The 18,253-nt window shown below is 68.8% G+C and carries 13 protein-coding genes; 3 read left to right on the top strand and 10 right to left on the bottom strand.

Features of this window, described 5'->3' with window-relative positions:
• Nucleotides 1-45: 45 nt before the first annotated feature.
• The 6 genes from AC04MD_RS14235 to glnA all read right to left on the bottom strand — a co-directional run bounded on the left by AC04MD_RS14235 (nt 46) and on the right by glnA (nt 7,030).
• Complete coding sequence (locus AC04MD_RS14235) at nt 46-618, bottom strand: superoxide dismutase family protein (protein ID WP_475497929.1); 573 nt, start codon at nt 616-618, stop codon at nt 46-48.
• A gap of 79 nt (nt 619-697) precedes the next feature.
• Entirely contained in the window at nt 698-2,131 is a 1,434-nt protein-coding gene (gene ntrC / locus AC04MD_RS14240; RefSeq protein WP_475497930.1) for a nitrogen regulation protein NR(I), read from the bottom strand.
• The gene (locus tag AC04MD_RS14245) at nt 2,121-3,173 is read right to left on the bottom strand and encodes a two-component system sensor histidine kinase NtrB (RefSeq protein ID WP_475497931.1); all 1,053 of its coding nucleotides are present in this window, start codon (nt 3,171-3,173) and stop codon (nt 2,121-2,123) included. Before AC04MD_RS14245 ends, ntrC begins: the two co-directional genes overlap by 11 nt.
• 61 nt (nt 3,174-3,234) lie before the next feature.
• The gene (locus tag AC04MD_RS14250) at nt 3,235-4,632 is read right to left on the bottom strand and encodes an ammonium transporter (protein WP_475498173.1); all 1,398 of its coding nucleotides are present in this window, start codon (nt 4,630-4,632) and stop codon (nt 3,235-3,237) included.
• 88 nt (nt 4,633-4,720) lie between these two features.
• Nucleotides 4,721-5,059 (bottom strand): P-II family nitrogen regulator, encoded by a 339-nt coding sequence (locus AC04MD_RS14255; protein WP_055941078.1) that lies wholly within the window; start codon nt 5,057-5,059, stop codon nt 4,721-4,723.
• A 561-nt stretch (nt 5,060-5,620) separates the two neighbouring features.
• Entirely contained in the window at nt 5,621-7,030 is a 1,410-nt protein-coding gene (gene glnA, locus AC04MD_RS14260) for a type I glutamate--ammonia ligase (RefSeq protein WP_475497932.1), read from the bottom strand.
• Between the two features lie 246 nt (nt 7,031-7,276).
• Here glnA and AC04MD_RS14265 point away from each other — a divergent pair, with 246 nt between their 5' ends.
• A complete protein-coding gene (locus tag AC04MD_RS14265) occupies nt 7,277-7,567 on the top strand; it encodes a DUF6916 family protein (RefSeq protein ID WP_475497933.1) in 291 nt (96 codons plus the stop codon).
• Here AC04MD_RS14265 and AC04MD_RS14270 read toward each other — a convergent pair.
• The 4 genes from AC04MD_RS14270 to AC04MD_RS14285 form a co-directional block, all read right to left on the bottom strand.
• Complete coding sequence (locus AC04MD_RS14270) at nt 7,560-8,072, bottom strand: N-acetyltransferase family protein (RefSeq protein WP_475497934.1); 513 nt, start codon at nt 8,070-8,072, stop codon at nt 7,560-7,562. The two genes, AC04MD_RS14265 and AC04MD_RS14270, sit on opposite strands and share 8 nt — an antisense overlap.
• 43 nt (nt 8,073-8,115) lie before the next feature.
• Complete coding sequence (locus tag AC04MD_RS14275) at nt 8,116-8,655, bottom strand: phage tail protein (protein ID WP_475497935.1); 540 nt, start codon at nt 8,653-8,655, stop codon at nt 8,116-8,118.
• A 65-nt stretch (nt 8,656-8,720) separates the two neighbouring features.
• A complete protein-coding gene (locus AC04MD_RS14280; protein ID WP_475497936.1) occupies nt 8,721-9,257 on the bottom strand; it encodes a phage tail protein in 537 nt (178 codons plus the stop codon).
• A 36-nt stretch (nt 9,258-9,293) separates the two neighbouring features.
• Nucleotides 9,294-9,836 carry a phage tail protein gene (locus AC04MD_RS14285; protein WP_475497937.1) on the bottom strand — a complete coding sequence of 181 codons (543 nt, stop codon included), beginning with the start codon at nt 9,834-9,836 and terminating at the stop codon, nt 9,294-9,296.
• Nucleotides 9,837-10,114: 278 nt separating this feature from the next.
• Here AC04MD_RS14285 and AC04MD_RS14290 point away from each other — a divergent pair, with 278 nt between their 5' ends.
• Both AC04MD_RS14290 and AC04MD_RS14295 read left to right on the top strand, forming a co-directional pair.
• Nucleotides 10,115-16,540 (top strand): putative Ig domain-containing protein, encoded by a 6,426-nt coding sequence (locus tag AC04MD_RS14290; protein ID WP_475497938.1) that lies wholly within the window; start codon nt 10,115-10,117, stop codon nt 16,538-16,540.
• Nucleotides 16,541-16,585: 45 nt separating this feature from the next.
• Nucleotides 16,586-18,205, top strand: coding sequence for a flavin monoamine oxidase family protein (locus tag AC04MD_RS14295; protein WP_475497939.1), 1,620 nt, complete (start codon nt 16,586-16,588; stop codon nt 18,203-18,205).
• The last annotated feature ends 48 nt before the right edge of the window (nt 18,206-18,253 follow it).

The raw sequence follows: 18,253 nt of genomic DNA on the forward strand, positions 1-18,253 counted from the left end.
CCATCGTGCGGTCGTGCGCATAGCGCACGCTACGTATCGGTCGTGTTACTGGGTGACCTTGATGATGCCGCAGGCGACACGCGCACCGGCGTTGCCGGCCGGCTGGCTGGCGTAATCGTCCGGCGCGGCGTGCACGATCAGCGCGCGACCGGCCACGTCGTTAACGGCACCGCCGCCCAGGGTGACGCCTTCCAGGTGCACATCGACCTTCGCCACGCCATCCGCATTGGCGGTGAGGTTGTTCATGTCGCCGGCGTGGTGCGCGCCGCTGCCGGCCTTGCCGTGCGCGGCGTTGAACGGATTGAAGTGCGGACCGGCGCTGCTGGCGTCGGCGGCGCTGCAGTCGCCCTTCTCATGGATGTGGAAGGCATGCGTGCCGTTGGCGGGCAGGCCGCCGAGTTCACCGGTCAGATGCAGACCCTTGCCCATCGGCGTGAGGGTGACGCTGCCGCTGACCAGGCTGCCGGAGGCCGAGGCCAGCACGGCAACCGCCTGCCTGGCGGTGCTGGTGGTGGGCACGACGGTCGTCGCTGACGAGGAAGGCGACGACGGAGACGGCGTGGTGCCGCAGGCGGCGAGCGCGAGGGCGGAAGCGGCGGCCAGCAAGGCGATACGCATGGGAAGCTCCGGTTGCAGGGTGTGGCCGGCTACCGTAACGATCGATACCTTCATGTTCAATGAAAGCGCCGGTAGGCGATCAGCCGCGCTTGCGGCCCGGCCCCAGCTTGCGCGTCACCGTGTTGCGTCCCACGCCGAGCTTCGCCGCGGCTTCGGCACGGCGGCCATGGGTCAGTTCCAGTGCCACCTCGAGCAGCGTGCGGTCCAGGCGTTCGCGTGCTTCGGCGTGCAGCGCCTCCGCGCCTTCCAGCAGGCGACGGCGCGCCCATTCGCCGAGGGCGTGGTCCCATTCGCCGCGCCCGCCGGCGATCGGCGCATGCGATAGCGCACCCTGCAGGTCGGTGGTGTTGATGACGTCGGCCGGCGCCAGGGCAGCCAGCCGCCAGCACACGTTTTCCAGCTCGCGCACGTTGCCGGGCCAGTCGTGGGCCTGCAGCAGGTCCAGCGCCGGATTGCTGAAACGTTTGGGCGCGATGTCCAGCTTGCGCGTGGCCATGGCGAGGAAGTTCTCGGCCAGCTGCGGCACGTCGGCGCGCCGTTCGCGCAGCGGCGGCAGCTGCAGCCGGACCACGTTGAGGCGGTGCAGCAGGTCGGCACGGAAGCGGCCTTCCGCGACCAGCCCGTCCAGGTCCTGGTGGGTGGCGGCGATCACGCGCACGTCGACGCGGATCAGCTCGCGCCCGCCGACGCGGAAGAACTCGCCCTCCGCCAGCACGCGCAGCAGGCGCGTCTGCAACGGCAGCGGCATGTCGCCGATCTCGTCGAGGAACAGCGTGCCGCCATCGGCCTGCTCGAAGCGGCCGACATGCCGCTTCTGCGCCCCGGTAAATGCGCCGGCCTCGTGGCCGAACAGCTCGCTCTCCAGCAGTTCCGAGGGGATCGCCGCGGTATTCAGCGCCACGAACGGTTTGCGCGCGCGCGGCGACTCGTGGTGCAGCGCATGCGCGACCAGTTCCTTGCCGGTGCCGGTTTCGCCGGTGATCAGCACCGACAGCGGCGCCTGCGCCAGCCGGCCGATCGCGCGGAACAGCGCGCGCATCGCCGGCGTGTCGCCGATCAGTTGCGGGGTGGGCGTGGCGTCGCTCTCCTGCGTCACCTCCGCCGTCTCTTCGGCGTCGGGCAGCGTGCGCGCAGCCAGCGCTACCGCGTCGTCGAGATCGAAGGGCTTGGACAGGAATTCGTGCGCGCCGCCGCGGAAGGCACCTGCGGTGCTGGCGACGTCGGTGTAGGCCGACATCACGATGACCGGCAGCTGCGGATGCGTGGCCTTCAACTTGTCCAGCAGCACCAGGCCGTCGTCGCCAGGCATGCGCACGTCGGTGAACAACAGGTCGGGCGCACCGCGCGCACCGAGCGCACTCAGGGCGGCGGCGGCGCTGTCGAAGCCGTCCACCGCGTAGCCGGCGTCGCGCAGCGCGGTCGCCAGCACGAAGCGCACCGAACGGTCGTCGTCGACCACCCAGATGCGGCGCGCATCGGAGGAGATGGCGGTGGCCAGGCGATCAATGGACATGACGTTCCTCGTCGGTGTCGTGCAGCGATTGCGGCAGCAGCAGGGTGAAGACCGTGTGGCCGGGGCGCGAGCGATAGGTCAGCGACCCCCGGTGTTCGCGTGCCACCTGTTGCGACAGCGCCAGGCCCAGGCCGCTGCCTTCGGCGCGGCCACTGACCAGCGGCAGGAACAGGTGCTCGGCGAGCGCTTCGGGCACGCCGCGGCCGTCGTCGACGATCTCCACCCGCAGCGCCATCGCGTGCAGGTGGTCGTGGATGCGCGCCCCGTGTTCGACCCGGGTGCGCAGGATGATGTTGGCGGCGCCCGCCTGCAGGGCGTTGCGCACCAGGTTCCAGACCGCCTGGGTCAGGCGGTCGGCGTCGCCGGACAGCTCCGGCAGGCTGGGGTCGTAATCGCGCTGCAGGCGCACCGACCAGCCACCCTCGTTCTCGGCCAGGCGCAGCACGCGCTCCAGCACGGTATGGATGTTCAACGGCGCATGCGGCCGCTGCGGCGACGGCGACAGCAGTTGCTCCAGCAGGGTGTTGAGGCGGTTGATCTCGGACTCGATCAGCTCGATCAGTTCGCGCTCGTCGTCGTTGTCGTTGCGGTGCGCGGCCCGGCGGGCCAGCAACTGGGCGGCGCCCTTCAGTCCCGCCAGCGGATTGCGCAGCTCGTGCGCCAGCCCCTTCAGGGCCGCACTCAGGGCATTGGGCAGCACGTGGGTGGGATCGAGCGCGGGGAACTCGTCGACGGGATGGGCTTCCAGCAGCCAGCCGCCGCCGTCCAGCCGCGACAGCCAGCCTTCGGCGAAGCAGGGCGACTCGCCGGGCATGCCCAGCGCCAGCCGGTGCAGGCGCAGGACGTCGCGGTCGGTGTTGTCCAGGAAGCGCGCCATGGCGTCGCCTTCGATCTCCAAGGCCGCCAGCGGTTGCCCGATCAGGCGGCGGGTACTGACGCCCAGCCAGCGGGCGAAGGCGGGGTTCACGCCGCGGATCAGGCCGGCGGCATCCGCCCAGGCCACCGGCGTGCTCAGCGCGTCGGTGGTGGGTTCGAAACGCATAGGGGACGGGGCCGGAGACGACACTGCACCAGTTTAGTGCAAAGCCGTCCCCGGCAATCCATCAGGCCTCGTAGGCCGATTCACCGTGCGAGGCGATGTCCAGGCCCTCGCGTTCAGCATCCTCGGCCACGCGCAGGCCAAACACGAGCTTGGCGATCAGGAAGCCGACCACCGACACCACGCCGATCCAGACGATGGTCAGGCCCACGCCGGTCGCCTGCTTGATGACCTGCGCGGCCATGTCGAAGTCCTCGCCACCCTGGCCGCCCAGCGACGGCGCGTAGAAGACGCCGGTCAGGAGGGCACCGACGATGCCGCCGACCGCATGCACGCCGAACACGTCGGCGGTGTCGTCGACCTTCAGCAGGCGCTTCAGGCCGGTGACGCCCCACACGCAGGCGATGGCCGCGATGAAGCCGATGGCGACGGCGCCGAACGGACCCACCAGGCCGGCGGCCGGGGTGATGCCGACCAGGCCGGCGACCGCACCCGACGCCACGCCCAGCGCGGACGACTTGCCCTTGAAGATCTTCTCGGCCAGCGCCCAGGCGATCACGGCGGCGGCGGTGGCGACCAGCGTGTTGATGAAGGCGAGCGCGGCGCCCGCGTTGGCTTCCAGGTTGGAGCCGGCGTTGAAGCCGAACCAGCCCACCCACAGCAGCGAGGCGCCCACATAGGTCAGCGTCACGTTGTGCGGCTTCAGTGCGGTCTGGCCGTAGCCCAGGCGCTTGCCGACGAAGTACGCGCCGATCAGGCCGGCCACGCCTGCGTTGATGTGCACCACAGTGCCGCCGGCGAAATCCAGCGCGCCCAGCTCGAACAGGTAACCACCGGTGGCCCACACGATGTGCGCGATCGGTAGGTAGCCGATGGTGAACCAGATCACCGAGAACAGGATGACCGCCGCGAACTTCATGCGCTCGGCGAACGCACCGACGATCAGCGCACCGGTGATGCCGGCGAACGTCGACTGGAACGCCACGAACACGTACTCCGGCAGGCTGATGCCGTCGCTGAACGTGGCCGCCAGCGTGTCGACGGAGACCCCCTTCAGGAACAGCTTGTCCAGATTGCCGATCCACGCGCCTTCGCCCGAGAACGCCAGGCTGTAGCCGTAGACGATCCACAGCACCACCAGCAGCGAGAACACGGTGATCACCTGGACCAGCACGGACAGCACGTTCTTCGCACGCACCATGCCGCCGTAGAACAGCGCCAGGCCCGGCACCACCATCAGCAGCACCAGCAGCGTGGACGTCAGCATCCACGCCACGTCGCCCTTCTCCACCACCGGTTCGGCGGCGGCGGCTTCAGCCGGAGCAGCCTCGGGCGCCGGGGTGTCGGTCTCGGTGACGGTTTCGGTAACCACGTCCGCCGCAGGCGCGGGTTCGGCGGTCGTTTCGGTCGCGGGCGGCGTGGTGTCCTGCGCGATGGCGGTCGCCGCCACGCCCACGGTCATCAGGCCGCACAGCGCGGCCAGGCAAAGCACGTGCGCACGGGTCTTCCACCCGGACAACAGTCGAGTCTTCATGTGGGGGCTCCGAGTGTTAGAGCGCGTCCGCGCCGACTTCGCCGGTGCGGATGCGGATGACCTGGTCGATGGTGGTGACGAAGATCTTGCCGTCGCCGATCTTGCCGGTGCCGGCGGCCTGCTGGATGGCCTCGATGACGGCCTCCAGGCGCTCGTCGGTCACGACGGTCTCGATCTTGATCTTGGGCAGGAAATCGACGACGTACTCGGCGCCGCGGTACAGCTCGGTGTGGCCCTTCTGCCGGCCGAAGCCTTTGACTTCGGTCACGGTGATGCCGGACACGCCCGCTTGCGACAAGGACTCTCGGACCTCGTCGAGCTTGAACGGCCGGATGATGGCGGTGATCAGTTTCATGCGCATACCCCGATGGTGGATGGAACCGGCCGACCGGAGCCGGCCGGCGGTTTCAGGTCACCGGTGCGCGCAACCCCCTGGCCGCGTGCACGTGATCGGTGCGGAGCGATGCATGAACCGCACCCGTGCCTGCCGCGATCGTCTGCGGCAGGAACGGATGACGTGGGAGGGAGCTGCGGTTCATGGACCTCTCCTGTGTTTCCCCAGTTACAGCGTTGGTGCGATCTCCAGGAATCGAAGACGGGTGGTGCCCCGGTTCCCCAACCGGTCGGACGCAGCGCAAGGCGATGCGTCCAATAAGGTGCGGCGATGGCGACGGGTGGGAGGGGAGATCCGTCGCCATCGCCGCGGTAACTCAGTGCGCGCCCGCTGCGCCGCGGAGGACCGGCGTGCGGCCCTCCGCATGCATCGCGATGTGCGCGTGCGACGGCATCAGCTGGCGTAGGTGAGGGCCGGACGCTTGCGCGGCACTGCCGCGCGTCCTGCCCGAACGCCCGCCGTGCTTCGGCGGGCCGTGCCGGAAGGCTTCGCAAGCCTTGTGATGGCTGCGCTCCGATCGCATCAGCTGGCGTAGTACAGCTGGTATTCCAGCGGGTGCGTGGCCGCGCGGAACTTGGTCACTTCCTGCATCTTCAGCGCGATGTAGGCATCGATGAAGTCGTCCGACATCACGCCGCCGGCCTTGAGGAAGTCGCGGTCCTTGTCCAGCGCGTCCAGCGCCTGGTCGAGGCTGGAACAGACCTGCGGGATGTTCTTCTCTTCTTCCGGCGGCAGGTCGTACAGGTCCTTGTCGCTCGGCGCGCCCGGGTCGATCTGGTTCTTGATGCCGTCCAGGCCGGCCATCATCAGCGCGGTGAAGGTCAGGTAGCCGGACTGCAGCGGATCGGGGAAGCGGATCTCGATGCGGCGCGCCTTCGGATTGGCGACCCACGGAATGCGGCACGAGGCGGAACGGTTGCGCGCCGAATAGGCCAGCATCACCGGCGCTTCGAAGCCCGGCACCAGGCGCTTGTAGCTGTTGGTGCCCGAGTTGGCGAACGCATTGATCGCCTTGGCGTGCTTGAAGATGCCGCCGATGTACCACAGCGCCAGCTGCGACAGCCCGCCGTAGCCGTCGCCGGAGAACAGGTTCTGGCCGCCCTTGGCCAGCGACTGGTGCACGTGCATGCCGCTGCCGTTGTCGCCGACGATCGGCTTCGGCATGAAGGTGACGGTCTTGCCGTTGCGGTGGGCGACGTTGCGCACCACGTACTTCATGCGCTGCAGTTCGTCGGCCTTCTGCACCAGCGTGTTGAACTTGGCGCCGATCTCGCACTGGCCGGCGGTGGCGACTTCGTGGTGGTGTACTTCGACTTCGATGCCGACCTGTTCCAGCGTCTTGCACATCTCGGCGCGCAGGTCGTGCAGCGAGTCGGTCGGCGGGACCGGGAAGTAGCCGCCCTTGATGCCCGGACGGTAGCCGCTGTTGGCGCCGTCGTAGCTCTTGCCGCTGTTCCAGGCGCCTTCTTCCGAGTTGATCTTGAAGAAGGTGTTGCCCATGTCGTTGGCGAACTGCACCGAGTCGAAGATGAAGAACTCGGGCTCCGGACCGAAGAACGCCAGGTCGGCGACGCCGCTGGCCTTCAGGTGGGCCTCGGCGCGCTTGGCGATGCCGCGCGGATCGCGCGTATAGCCCTGCATGGTGGCCGGGTCGAGGATGTCGCAGACCAGCACCAGGGTCGGGTCGGCGTAGAACGGATCCAGGTAGGCGGTGCTGGGATCGGGCAGGAGCACCATGTCCGACTCGTTGATGCCCTTCCAGCCCGAGATCGAGGAACCGTCGAACATCTTGCCGTCTTCGAACAGCGACGCGTCCACGATGCTGACCGGGAAGGTGACGTGCTGCTCGACACCACGCATGTCGACGAAGCGCAGGTCGACGAACTCGACCTTGTGCTCCTTGATCAACTTCTCAACGTTGTCCAGGGACATCTTCGGAACCTCGGGTTGGATAAAGGGTTGTGCCTGACTAGAGCAATCGCCGTGCCAACCTTCCGAAAGGGCTAAGTCACTGATGTGAAAGGCGCGTGCAGGTCGTCGCAGGACGATCAAGCCCCAGTATGGGGCGACATGAAGGCGACTCGCGCCATTATGGTGCGTGCATGATTCGCCAACACGGGGTTGCCTCGGGATCGGGTTGCGTCGAGGATGCCCAGCCGCTCCCCAGACCCTGACGCCATGGACCTGCTGTCGCTAGACCACTTCGCCGGCTGCCTCAACGAGACCTTCTCGGCGGACCTGCAGGGCATGCAACTCGCTTTCGTGCTCGTGGAAGCGCTCCCGTTGCCGGCCAAAGCTACAGACGGGCAGCGCGCGCCGTTCTCGCTGGTGTTCCACAATGGTTCGGCCCTGCTGTTTCCCCAGCAGACATACCGGATGCACCATCCGCGCGTGGGCGGCGTGGACATCTTCCTGGTGCCCGTTGCCCAGGACAAAACCGGCTTCCTTTACCAGGCCGTCTTCAACTGACGGCCGAGGGCGTCCAGTCCATCCGCAGATAGGGCGAGGCGCCCTGCTCGCCAACCACGAAGCCGAGGCGATCATAGAGTCGGCGGGCGCGAGGATTGTGTTGGAGCACATGCAGCATGACGCCGCAACCCTGCGCCGCCGCTTGGCGCTGTACGTCGGCGATCAACGCCGTTCCCAGGCCATGACCGCGCGCGGCGGGAAACAGGCTGACGTCGATGATCAGATGGGCGGGCGCGCTGCGCTGCAGGTAGAGACGGCCCAGCGGCCGGCCGTCGGGATCGCATACGGCCAGGAAGTCCGCGCTGCCATAGGCCTGTTGGTAGTGCCGGTGCTGGGCATCGAACTGCTGGTCGAGGAAGTGGCGCTTCTGCGCCGGCGTCCATGGCACTGGCGCCATTTCGTCTGCGCGTGTGCTGGCATAGAGCTCGCGCAGCCAGGGCATGTCCCGCGCGGTGAGCCAGCGCAGGCGGGCGCCCGCCGGCGTCAGCACGTCGGACACCCGCATAGGCGCTGCAGGTTCCGGCGGAAAGCCTGGACTCATGGCGGACTCAGGGGAAGGAGGGGTAGATGCCCTCCAGGGCGATGCAGAAATTGATGCCGAGATACGGCTGCTGGTTCTGATGCGGCTGCCCGCCACCGGCGGACGGCTGCAGCATGCCGGGCGCGAACGTGGTATTCGGCGTGCCGGCGAAGAACGGCTTGTTGGCGGTATTGCCGGGCTGCGAGAGACCGCCGTTGGCGACGGGCGTGCCCGCGCGCTTGCCGGTATCACTCTGCAGGTAGGCGTTGAGCCCGTGCGAGTGCTGGGGAATCTGGTTGCTGGTCAGCGTCACGGTGTTCACACCGAAACTCTCCGCCAGGCTGCGCGGCGACAGGCCTGGCCCGTTGCCCTGCTGGCACCCCGCGCGTGCCGCGAAATTGGGCAGCTGGAAGGTCGTCTGCCCGTTGCCGCCGTACAACGTGCCGATCAGCGAGAAGAGCGCGGTGTTCTGCGAAATGGGCAGCGTGGCCCCATTGCAGAATGCCCAGCCGCGGGGGTTGAAGTTGAAACCGAACAGCTGGATCTCGCCGATGTAAGGCTGGGTCATGGTGCAGCTCCAGGAAGAACGTGGCGCGTGCGCGCATGCGCGCTGAAGAAGGAGAAACGGATGCTCTACCCCTGACTGGGGAAGATGCCCTGGGTGGCGATGCAGTACTGCACCGTCAAGGTCGGCATGCAGTTCTCGTGCGGCTGGCTTCCGCCGGCCAGCGACACCGACTGGGCGGACATCGCAACGGCCGTGGCGCCCGTGATGTCGGATGTATAGAACGTTTCGCCGCTCAGCGCACCCGGCATCACACTGTTCCCGGGGGACGCCGCAGTCGCCGCCGCCGAGGTGACCGCCAGCGTATGCGTATGCGCGGGCATCTGCGTCGGCAGCACGGTGACCGTTTCCGTGCCGGCGCGCTGGCCGATGACGTAGTTGCTCAGGCCCGGGCCCTGCCCCTGGTGGATCGGCACGCGGCCCCGCAGGTCGGGCACGGCGAAGGTGGTCTGTCCGTCGCCGCCGTAGATGGTTCCCACCAAGGCGAACAGAGCGTCGTACTGCGAGATGGGCAGCAGGCTGCCATCGCAGGCCTGCCAGCCGTTCGGCGCACCGCGTGTGCCGAAGCCGAACATGCGGATCTCGCCGATGTAGGGAGTACTCATGAAAGCTCCAATGCCAAAGGACGCATCGCGCCCGGCTCAGTTGCGCGAGGGGAAAATGCCGCTCAGCGCAATGCAGAAATTGATGACGCTGTAGGGCTGCAGGTTGGGATGCGGCTGGTTGCCGCCAGACGGTGCCACGGTCTGCGGATTCTCCGGCACGAGCGTACCGGGCGCCGCATACAGATTGGGGGGCGTGCCGGTGCTCGAGCTGGCGCCGAACAATCGGCCAGCCGGCGAGCGGTTGTTGCCGGCAGTGGTGGTGCCGTTGACCGTGTGCGCATGGCTGGGCAGGTTGGTGCTCAGCAGGGTGACATTCTCCACACCGGCGGATTGGCCGATCTGGACCGACGGCGGCTGCCAGTTGGGGTCCACCGAGGATGCGTAACCGATCGGCGTGCGGCTGCGCAGGTCGGGCAGCGCGAAGTTGGTGGTGCCGTTGCCGCCGTACTGGGTGCCCAGCAGCGAGAACAATGCCTGGTTCTGGTTGATCGGCAGCAGCTGGCCGTTGGCCAGCGCCCAGAACTTGGGCGCGAAATTGAAACCGGCCATCATGATCTGGCCGATAAAGAACTCGCTCATGAACCTTCCCCGGGTGGTGAGCTCGACGCTCCGATGCGCCGCTGGCGCGTACTGTGAACGTGATCCGGCGACCGGGCAAGCCCTGTCAGTGACGGATTCCGCAACTTCCCCTTCCGCCGGTGGACGGGTTCTGCTCCAATAGGGTAGGGGAGAGGCCCGCCGCTGTCTTAGGGGACGCGGCGCACCAAGGCTCCGTGTCTTCATCGCAACGCATGCAATCGCACGCGCGCCCTGCCAGGGGCGATACCGCGGTCCGGGTTTTCTAGGGGAACAACATGATGTCGATCGTTCGAGCTGACGCCGTGCGCCGTGCGCGGCTGCTGGTGGCCACCTGCATGCTGGCCGGTTTGGGCCTGCTGGCGCCGGTCGTCGCCCTCGCACAACACTCCTCGGCGGAATGCCCCGCGCAGACAGCGACCGTCACCAGCGGCGGCTCGGTGACGATCAACGTCAGCGACTGCGAGTACGACAGCGGCTTTGGCGGCATCGGGCCCATCGATGGCGGCAGCTTCGGCCCTGCGGACTTCGAGGACCACGGCACCGCCACGCTGCGCCAGACCGCTGGCCAATGGTTCCTCGACTACAGCCACAACGGATCCACCGGCATCGGATCGACCGATGTGTTCGAGTTCGCCGACGGCTCGCTCACTGGCGATGGCGACGTGCAGGTAACGATCACGATCACGCCCTCGGCGTCGCCCATCACGGTTTCGCCCGCGTCCCTGCCCACGCTCACCGCGGGCACGGCGTTCTCGCAGACATTGTCGTCCAGCGGCGGCCTGGCCCCGTACACGTACAGCCTGCAGAGCGGTGTACTGCCCGTCGGCGTCAGCCTGACCAGCGGCGGCGTGCTCAGCGGCACACCGACCCAGCGCGGCGCCTATTCCTTCAGCGTCCGCTCGACCGATGCCACCACCCCCACGGCGCAATTCGTCGACAAGGGGTACACGGGAACGGTCCAGAACCCGACGCTGACGCTGGCGACGCCGTCCGGCACCGCCATCCAGGGCGCGTCCTTCTCGCAGACGCTGTCGACGAATGGCGGCGTGGCGCCCTACACCTACGCACTGGAGACCGGCAGTTTCCCCGCCGGCATCACGGTGTCCAGCGGCGGCGTGGTCAGCGGCACCACCTCGGCCGCTCCCGGCAACTATCCGGTCACGATCCGCGTCACGGACAGCAGCACCGGCCCGGGCAGCTATTTCGAAGTCGAGAACTACACGCTGACCGTCAGCCCGCCGCCGAGCGTGAGCATCGCGGTCTCACCGGCCAGCGTCAGCGAGGACGGCGCGACCAACCTGACGTACACGGTTACCCGCAGCCTGAACCTGTCGTCGCCCACGGTGGTCAACATCACCACCACCGGAACCGCGACGGCGGGTACCGACTACACGGGCAGCGTCGCCACCGTCACCATTCCGGCCGGCGCCACCACGGCGGCGATCGTGATCGATCCCTCCGTCGATGGCACCGTCGAACCCAATGAGACTGTCATCCTGACCGTCGCGGCCGGCACGGGTTACACCGTCGGCGCGCCGGCCTCGGCGACGGGCACCATCCTCAATGACGACGTGCCGAGCGCGACGGTTTCAGTCTCGCCGGCCGCAGTCGCCGAAGACGGTGCGCCGAACCTCATCTACACGTTCACGCTGAACCAGGCGGCCTTCTCGGCGACCTCGATCAACTACACGATCGGCGGCACCGCCACCAATGGCACCGACTACGCGACCATCGCCTCGCCGCTGGTCATCCCGGCCGGCAACACCACCGGCACCGTGACGGTCAATCCGACGGCCGACGCGACCATCGAAGCGGACGAGACCGTCACCCTGACCCTGGCCGCCGGTGCCGGCTACACGGTGGGCGTGCCGAACAGCGCCACGGGCACGATCCTCAACGACGACCTGCCCAATCTGACGATCAACGATGTCACGGCGAACGAAGGCAATGCAGGCACCACCAACTTCACCTTCACGGTCAGCCTGAGCGCCCCGGCCGGCCCCGGTGGCGTGACCTTCAGCATCGCCACCGCCAATGGCTCCGCCACGGGCGGCGTCGATTACGTCGCCCAGAGCCTGGCCGGCCAGACCATCCCCGCCGGGAGCAGCACCTACACCTTCACGGTGCAGGTCAATGGCGACACGCTCAACGAGCCGTCGGAAACCTTCTTCGTCAATGTCACCGGCGTGATCAATGCCGTCGTCGTCGACGGCCAGGGCGTGGGCACCATCGTCAACGACGATCCGCTGCCCAGTCTGTCGATCGACGATGTCAGCGTGGTGGAGGGCAATGCAGGCACCACCAACGCCGTCTTCACCGTCAGCCTGAGCGCGGCGAGCGGCCAGACCGTCACCGTGATCTACGCCACGGCGGACGGCACCGCCGTCGAGCCGGCCGACTACACGAGCACGGCCGGCAGCCTCACCTTCACCCCCGGGCAGACCACGCGCACCGTCACCGTCCCGGTGAACGGCGATACCGTTCCGGAGGCGAACGAAACCTTCTTCGTCAACCTGAGCGGCGCGACCAACGCGACGATCAGCGACAACCAGGGCGTGGGCACGATCACCAATGACGACGTCCCGGTGACCGTCAGTCCGGCCACGCTGCCCAATGGCACGGTGGCGGCGGCGTACAGCCAGACCGTCTCCGCCAGCGGTGGCACCGGCCCCTACACGTTCGCGGTCACCGCGGGCACGCTGCCGGCCGGCCTGACGCTGTCGTCCGGCGGCGTGCTCGCCGGCACGCCCACCGCCGGCGGCACGTTCAACGTCACCGTCACCGCGACGGACAACAGTCCGTTCCCGGGACCGTTCTCGGGCAGCCAGGCCTACACCCTGACGATCGTCCCGCCGACCCTGGTGCTGCCGGCGACCACACTGCCGGGCGGCACGTTGAATGTCGCGTATTCGGAGAGCATCGCGGCGGCCAGCGGGGGCACGGCGCCTTACGCCTATGCGGTCACCGCCGGTGCGCTGCCGGGTGGCTTAACGCTGAACCCGGCGAACGGCACCCTGACCGGCACGCCCACCGCGCTGGGCACCTTCAATTTCTCCATCACGGCAACCGACGGCAGCACGGGCACCGGTCCCTACACGGTCACCCAGAACTACAGCCTGCTGGTGATCGACGCGCCGCCGGTCGCGGGCAACTCCTCGCTGACGGTCGCCTACAACGGCGGCGCTGCCAGCGTGCCGCTCAGCCTGAGCGGCGGTGCCGCCACCTCGCTGAGCCTCGGCACCGCGCCGTCGAACGGCACCGTGGTCATCGCCGGCACCACGCTCACCTACCAGCCGAACGCGGGCTACGCCGGCGCCGACAGCTTCACCTACACCGCGACCAACAGCGGCGGCACCTCGGCGCCGGCGACGGTCTCGGTCACGGTGCAGGATGCGGTGATCACGATCAGCGCCAGCAGCGGGTTCGCAGCGTCCATCGCCACGTCCTACACCCAGACCTTCACCTTCAACGGCGGCGCGCAGCCCTGGAGCGGCTACCAGGTGACCAACCTGCCGACCGGCCTGAGCGTCACCGGCACGACCGCCAACAGCGTGACCGTGTCCGGCGCGCCGACGCAGGCGGGCAGCTTCACACTCAACGTGTCCGCGACCGACAGCAGCAGCGGCAACGGTCCCTACACCGTGGGCCAGGCCTTCACGCTGACGGTGGCCGGACCGACGCTGACGCTGGCGCCCACCACGGTCGCCACGCCGGTGTATGGTGCGCCCTACACGCAGGTGTTCACCGCCGGCGGCGGTATCGGACCGTACACATACGCGGCCACCGGTTCGCTGCCGCCGGGCGTGGTGCTGACCGGCGACACGCTGTCCGGCACGCCGACGGCACCCGGCAGCTACACCGCGACGATCACCGCGACCGATACCGGCTCGACCGGGACCGGCGCGCCGTTCACCGTGGCACGCAACTACACCTTCACCATCGCGGCGCCGACGATCGCGGTCACGCCGGGCACGTTGCCCAACCCGACCGCCGGTGCGGCCTATGCGCAGACCCTGTCGGCGACAGGCGGCGTCGGCCCGTACGGTTTCGCGGTCAGCGCCGGTGCCCTGCCGGCAGGCCTGTCCCTGTCCTCGGCCGGCAGTGTGTCGGGCACGCCGACCGAGGTGGGCACCTTCACCTTCACCATCACCGCGACCGACGCGAACGGTCAGACCGGCAGCACCGCGTACACGATGGCGCTGTCGGCGCCCACACTGACGCTGTCGCCGGGCTCCGGCACGTTGACCGCAACCTATGGCGCGGCCTACACGCAGGTGCTGACCGCCGGCGGCAGCCCCGGCCCGTACACGTACAGCCTGAGCGGCACGCTGCCGGCCGGCCTGAGCTTCTCCGGCAACACGCTGTCGGGCGTCCCGACGGCGCCGGGCAGCTACCCGGTGTCGATCACCGCCACCGATGCGGGCCTTACCGGCGCGGGTGCTCCGTTCTCGATCACGCAGGCCTACACGATCGAGGTGCCCTCACCGACACTGATGCTGACCCCGGCGACGCTGCCGGCGACCACGGCCGGCCTGGCATACAGCGAGACGTTGTCGGCCACCGGCGGCGTCGCGCCGTACACGTACACCGTCACCGCCGGCACCTTGCCGACCGGCCTCGCGCTGTCCAGCGCCGGCGTGCTGTCCGGCACGCCGACCGAGGCCGGTTCGTTCGCCGTCTCCGTCACCGCGACCGACACGTACGGCCAGGCCGTCACGCGTGCGTACACGCTGGTGGTCGCCACGCCTACACTGGCACTGTCGCCCGCGGCCGGCGCACTTCCGAACGCGAGTGCCGGCGTGGCGTACAGCCAGTCGCTGACGGTGAGCGGCGGCATCGCGCCGTATACGACCACGTTGGCCGGCACACTGCCGACCGGCCTGGTCTTCGACACCGCCACCCGCCAGTTCAGCGGCACGCCGACGCAGTCGGGCAGCTTCACGCTGACCGTCACGGTCACGGACAGCACCACCGGCATTCCCGCCACCCTGTCGGCCACCTACACCCTGGTGGTGCAGGTCCCGGCGCTGACGATGACGCCGGAGACGGTGCCGGGCGCGACGGCCGGTATCGCCTATACGCAGACGTTCGTGGCCTCGGGCGGCATCGCGCCTTACCAGTACGCCGTCACCGGGACGCTTCCCGCGGGACTGGCGCTGAATGCGACGACCGGCCAGCTGGCGGGAACGCCGACGCAGGCGGGCAGCTTCGACTTCAGCATCAGCGCCACCGACAGCACCACGGGCACGGCCGCCAGCTTCACCCGCGCCTATACGCTTGCCGTGTCCGCGCCGACGATCGTGGTGGACCCGGAAACGCTGCCGAGCGCGCTGCAGTCCGTGCCCTACAACGCCGCGCTGTCCGCGCGGGGCGGTACCGCGCCGTACACGTTCGCAGTGGATGCGGGCGCATTGCCGGCCGGTATCACCCTGACCACAGCCGGCGCCTTGTCGGGTACGCCGACCGGTACCGGCACGTTCAACGTGACCTTCCGCGCCACCGACGCGCTCGGCTTCAGCGGCACGCGCGCCTATACGATCAACGTGATCTCGCGGCCGGATCCCACGCAGGACCCGGAAGTGCGCGGTCTGCTGGATGCGCAGGCGGAAGCCACGCGACGTTTCGCCACCGGCCAGATCGCCAACTTCCAGCAGCGCCTCGAGCAGTTGCATGGCGGCACGAAGGCCGGCGGCGTACGCAACGGCGTGTCGTTCACCACGCGTCAGCGGTGCCCGGACAATCGTGCGTATTCCGCCCTGGATGTCTGCGGTACCACCGTGGACCCGGCCGGCGACGACCGTGAGGACCCGCGGCACGAGCAGCGCCTGTCGGGCGGCGCCAGCGCCGATGATCCCGACAGCGTCCCGGAACCCGGCGCATCCACGTTCGGCTTCTGGACCGGCGGTACGCTGCGCTCGGGCAACTTCGACGGGCGTGCAGGCCGCAACGGGCTCGACTTCGAAACCGAGGGCGTCAGCGCCGGCGCGGACCGTCGCGTCCATGCGGACGTGATCGCCGGCCTGGGGCTGGGCTATGGCCAGGACAGCACGTCGGTGGGCGACAACGGCACCGAGCTGGAAGGCCGTGCCTGGACGTTGGCGACGTACGCCAGCTATCAGCCGGGCGAGCGCCTGTTCGTCGATGGCCTGCTGGGCTACCAGCGCCTGACCTACGACATGGATCGGTTCGTCAGCGCCAACGATGGCCGGGTGCGCGGCTCGCGCGATGGCGACCAGTGGTTCGCATCGGTGTCGGTCGGTACCGACATCAGCCGTGGCATGGCGCAGCTGACGCCGTACGCGCGCCTTGACGTGATGCGCGCCACGCTGGATCCGTACACCGAACGCGGCGACGCCATCTACGCGCTGACGTACGAGGCGCAGGACGTGGATACGACCACCGGCAACGTCGGCCTGCGCGCGGCCTTCCGCCGCAACGCCACGTGGGGCGCGTTCACGCCGCAACTGCGCCTGGAGTACCAGCACGACTTAACGGCGGACAGCCGTGCGGTGATGCAGTACGCCGATCTGCTGGGTCCACGCTATGCGACGTCGGTGGGCGGCTACGACCGCAGCCGGTTCATGCTCGGACTCGGCGTGCTGTTCGACTTTGGCGCCTATTCGCTGCAGGTCGACTACCGCGGCACGATCGGCGAAGACCAGCGCGACAACGCCCTGCAGTTGATGTTCCAGGCGGGCCGGTGATCCGGACCGCCTCAGAGACCCCTGACCCGAGGAAGAAGAACGACGATGACGCGCTCTGACTGGATGGCACAGGTGCGACGGCTGGCCCGCATCGGGCAGGCATGCGCCCGCACGGGAGACGATGTCGGCGAAGCGGTAGGCCGCCAGGCGCCCGACAGCCACGACCGACGCCGGCTGATGCAGGCGGCCGTGGGTGGCGTCGCGGCCGCGGGTCTGGGGATCGTGACCCCGTCGCTGCTCGCGGCCACCGCACAGGATGCCCGCGGCATGTATGCGCGCCTGAACAACACGCGTGGCGTGGCGGTCATCGGTGCGGGCCTGGCCGGCCTGGCCTGTGCCACCGAGCTCATGCGGCTGGGCGTGCCCACGCACGTGTTCGAGGCCGCGCAACGCGTGGGGGGACGTTGCTGGTCCGCGCGCAACGTGTTCCCCGGACAGGTGGGCGAACGCGGGGCCGAGTTCATCGGCAGCTCGCACTACGCCATGCTCGGTTATGCGCGTGCGCTCGGCCTGCCGCTCGAAGCGGTCGACACCGGCGGCGGCCGGACGTTCCACCACTTCGCCGGCCAGCGCCATTCCGACGCGGAGATCGCGGACGAGTTCCGAGCGTTCGCCGCCTTCATCCGTGAGGACCTGACGCCGCTGGGCGCACCGCATGCGGAGCGGTACTGCGCACGCGCCGAGGCGCTCGATTTCATGACGCTGGACGAATACCTCACGCTGTACGGCGCCAGTGGCCTGCTGCGCAGCGTGCTGGGCAACGCGTTCCTGGGCGAGTTCGGCAGTGACCTGGATGAAGTCAGCGCGCTCGCGTTCCTGCGCTTCGTCTACGGCGACCGCCGCAGCAAGTTCGCGACCTGCGACAGCGGCGAGTCCCTGCGCGTGGTCGGCGGCAACGATCTGATCGCGACCGGGCTGGCGCAGAAGCTGCCGCAGCCGGTCCAGCTGGGCCATCGGCTGGTCGCGCTGTCGCGCAGGCTCGGCGGTACGGTGCGCCTGACGTTCGACCTGCGCGGCAAGTACGTGCAGCGCGATTACGACGCCGTGGTACTGGCGATGCCGTTCAGTGTGCTGCGCGAGGTGGAGATGCGCGGTGTGGACATGTCGTCGTGGAAGCGCCAGGCCATCGACAAGTCGGAAATGGGCGACAGCAGTCGGCTGCTGGTGGGCTTTTCGCGCCCCTACTGGCGCGAGTCCGGTGCCACCGGCAGCGGCAGGGCCGATCTGCCCAGCCTGCAGAACGCGTGGGAAACCAATCCGTCGCGCGCCGGTCGCAGCGGTGCCGTGATTGCGCACCAGGTGGGCGGCCACGCCGCCCGCAGCCTGCTGCCCGCCAGCACCCAGATGGACGCGGTGGGCTTTGTCGCCTCGCTCGAGGAAGTCCTGCCTGGCGCCATGGACAACGTCACCCGCGATCGCCGCGGAAAGATCCTGGCGACCACCCAGAACTGGAGCATCAACCCCAACAGCCGCGGCGCGTTCCCGCGACCGCAGCCGGGCTACTTCACCCGCATCGCCCATGCCGAGGCCACGCCGGTGGACAACCTGCTGTTCGCGGGCGACCACACCAGCAGCTTCTACGAGTGGCAGGGTTTCATGGAGGGCGCCGTGCTGTCGGGTCTGCGCGCCGCGAACGAAGCCAGCACGCTGTTCCGCGGCGGCTGAGCCGGGCGGACCGCGCGGACGTGCGACCAGGGGCAGGAGCGCTTTCCG

This window comes from Pseudoxanthomonas sp. LjRoot206, from assembly GCF_056175725.1.

What these genes read in the sequence shown, in the direction of transcription:
- AC04MD_RS14275 (WP_475497935.1), bottom strand. Translation starts at nt 8,655, where the DNA reads ATGACCCAGCCTTACATCGGCGAGATCCAGCTGTTCGGTTTCAACTTC.
- glnA (WP_475497932.1), bottom strand. Translation starts at nt 7,030, where the DNA reads ATGTCCCTGGACAACGTTGAGAAGTTGATCAAGGAGCACAAGGTCGAG.
- AC04MD_RS14250 (WP_475498173.1), bottom strand. Translation starts at nt 4,632, where the DNA reads ATGACCGTGGGCGTGGCGGCGACCGCCATCGCGCAGGACACCACGCCG.
- AC04MD_RS14265 (WP_475497933.1), top strand. Translation starts at nt 7,277, where the DNA reads ATGGACCTGCTGTCGCTAGACCACTTCGCCGGCTGCCTCAACGAGACC.
- AC04MD_RS14295 (WP_475497939.1), top strand. Translation starts at nt 16,586, where the DNA reads ATGACGCGCTCTGACTGGATGGCACAGGTGCGACGGCTGGCCCGCATC.
- AC04MD_RS14270 (WP_475497934.1), bottom strand. Translation starts at nt 8,072, where the DNA reads ATGCGGGTGTCCGACGTGCTGACGCCGGCGGGCGCCCGCCTGCGCTGG.
- AC04MD_RS14285 (WP_475497937.1), bottom strand. Translation starts at nt 9,836, where the DNA reads ATGAGCGAGTTCTTTATCGGCCAGATCATGATGGCCGGTTTCAATTTC.
- AC04MD_RS14245 (WP_475497931.1), bottom strand. Translation starts at nt 3,173, where the DNA reads ATGCGTTTCGAACCCACCACCGACGCGCTGAGCACGCCGGTGGCCTGG.
- AC04MD_RS14255 (WP_055941078.1), bottom strand. Translation starts at nt 5,059, where the DNA reads ATGAAACTGATCACCGCCATCATCCGGCCGTTCAAGCTCGACGAGGTC.
- AC04MD_RS14280 (WP_475497936.1), bottom strand. Translation starts at nt 9,257, where the DNA reads ATGAGTACTCCCTACATCGGCGAGATCCGCATGTTCGGCTTCGGCACA.
- AC04MD_RS14235 (WP_475497929.1), bottom strand. Translation starts at nt 618, where the DNA reads ATGCGTATCGCCTTGCTGGCCGCCGCTTCCGCCCTCGCGCTCGCCGCC.
- AC04MD_RS14290 (WP_475497938.1), top strand. Translation starts at nt 10,115, where the DNA reads ATGTCGATCGTTCGAGCTGACGCCGTGCGCCGTGCGCGGCTGCTGGTG.
- ntrC (WP_475497930.1), bottom strand. Translation starts at nt 2,131, where the DNA reads ATGTCCATTGATCGCCTGGCCACCGCCATCTCCTCCGATGCGCGCCGC.